Genomic DNA, 2,020 nt, shown 5'->3' with positions numbered 1-2,020 from the left:
GCATCAAGAAACTCTGTCGTGCCGTGCGGCCGGTCGCCTGATCCGTGACGGGATCTGCGCGAAGGTCGCGCGAGCCGGCCGCGCCGTGCCGTTCGGCCGGGCGGCTCCGCGTCGTCAGCGGCGGGCGTGGGCAGCGCAGACAGACGGATCGCGTTGCTGCAGTGCCAGATCGCGAGGACGACGGCTCGTATTCTCAGCCAACGGCGCTTCCTTCATACTTCGCCGCTTTGAAGCGGATCGGGCCCCAGGGCGGGCTCGCCGTGTCGAGCCTGCGTCCCATGCAAACCTCGTGTCCTGAGCCAGCAGTCCGCTGCACGCGCCCGTCGTTGCGCGTACGCCGTGTCTTGCGCGGCGCGGAGCAGCCGGGATGATCCCGATGCCATCGACGGACTTCTGATCCGGGATGCTGTTCAACTCCTACGCCTTCATCCTGGGGTTTCTCCCGGTCACGTTCTTCGTCTTCTTTGCAATTGCGCTAAAGAACCATCGGGCCGCCGCCGCGTGGCTCGCCCTCGCTTCATTCTTCTTCTACGGCTGGTGGAGCCCCAAGTACATCCTCCTGCTGGCGTTCTCGATCGTCGTCAATTTCAACGTCGGCAAGGGCATCCAGCGCCTGCTGCGTTCCGAGGAGCCCAGGCGCGCGCAGCAGCGGCTCGTGCTCGGCGTCGTCTTCAATCTGCTGCTGCTCGGATACTTCAAGTACGCGAACTTCTTCGTCGACAATTTCAACCATGCCCTCGGCACGGCCTGGATGGTGGGCGAGATCGTGCTGCCGCTCGGCATCTCGTTCTACACCTTTACCCAGATCGCCTACCTGGTGGACGCGGCGCAGGGCAAGGTGCGCGAGTACAACCTCGTGCACTACGCACTCTTCGTCACCTACTTTCCGCATCTCATCGCGGGGCCGATCCTGCATCACGCGGAGATGATGCCGCAGTTCGACCGGGCGGCGACCTATCGCATGCAGTGGGAGAACATCGCGGTCGGGCTCACCATCTTCTTCATCGGGCTCTTCAAGAAGACGGTGCTTGCCGATGGCATCGCACCGCATTCGACGACGGTGTTCGCCGCCGCCGCCGCCGGTACCGCGTTGCCGCTCCTCGATGCCTGGGGCGGTGCGCTCGCCTACACCCTGCGCCTGTACTTCGACTTCTCCGGCTACTGCGACATGGCGATCGGCCTGTCGCGCCTCTTCGGCATCAATCTGCCGCTCAACTTCAATTCGCCCTACAAGGCGGAGAACATCAGCGACTTCTGGCGGCGCTGGCACATGACGCTGTCGCGCCTCCTGCGCGATTACCTTTACATCCCGCTCGGGGGCAACCGCCACGGCGGCGGCCGGCGCTACGTGAACCTGATGGTGACGATGCTGCTGGGCGGCCTGTGGCACGGTGCGAACTGGACCTTCGTCGTCTGGGGCGGTCTGCACGGGCTCTATCTCGTAGTGAATCACGCATGGCACGTGCTGCGTCGGCGCCTCGGGTGGAAAGACGCGCACAGCCGCGGCGGCCGGCTTGCCGCGCAGGCGCTGACCTTCCTCGCCGTGGTCGTAGCCTGGGTCTTCTTCCGCGCGACGTCCTTCGATGCGGCGCTGATCGTGCTCAAGGGGATGGCGGGGTTGAACGGCATCGAGATGCCGTTCAAGTGGCTGGCAAGCTGGGGTGCGGCGGGCGAATGGTTGTCACAGCACGGTGTGCACTTCCGTGACTCTCCCACGTTCGCGGGCACCCAGCTCATCACGTGGATCGTCGTCGGTCTCGTCGTCGTGTGGCTCGCACCCAACACGCAGCAGATCATGGAACGCTACGACCCGGCGCTCGATTACCGCCCGGAACTGCGGCCGGCGATGCCGTGGCTGCGCTGGCGGCCGACCCGCCGCTGGGCGCTCGCCATGACGATCGTCGCTTACTTCGGGATGCTCTACATGTCGAGCGGCTTCAGCGAGTTCATCTACTTCCAGTTCTGAGTGTGGGAGCCGCCGCCTTCGCTCGCTACAGCTGCGGGCTGCTCGCGGGCAGCC

The 2,020-nt window shown here is 65.1% G+C and carries 1 protein-coding gene; it reads left to right on the top strand.

The window, feature by feature from the left end; translation table 11 throughout:
- Nucleotides 1-403: 403 nt before the first annotated feature.
- Nucleotides 404-1,966, top strand: coding sequence for an MBOAT family protein (locus tag JNK68_16880; GenBank protein ID MBL8542019.1), 1,563 nt, complete (start codon nucleotides 404-406; stop codon nucleotides 1,964-1,966).
- Nucleotides 1,967-2,020: the final 54 nt, after the last annotated feature.

This window comes from Betaproteobacteria bacterium (assembly GCA_016791345.1).
GTDB lineage: Bacteria > Pseudomonadota > Gammaproteobacteria > Burkholderiales > JAEUMW01 > JAEUMW01.
The sequence above is the reverse complement of the archived record's forward strand: the minus strand, read 5'-3'. Positions and strand labels throughout refer to the sequence as shown.

Bases quoted from the DNA above. Each gene is read 5' to 3' on its own strand.
- JNK68_16880 (MBL8542019.1), top strand. From the start codon at position 404: ATGCTGTTCAACTCCTACGCCTTCATCCTGGGGTTTCTCCCGGTCACG.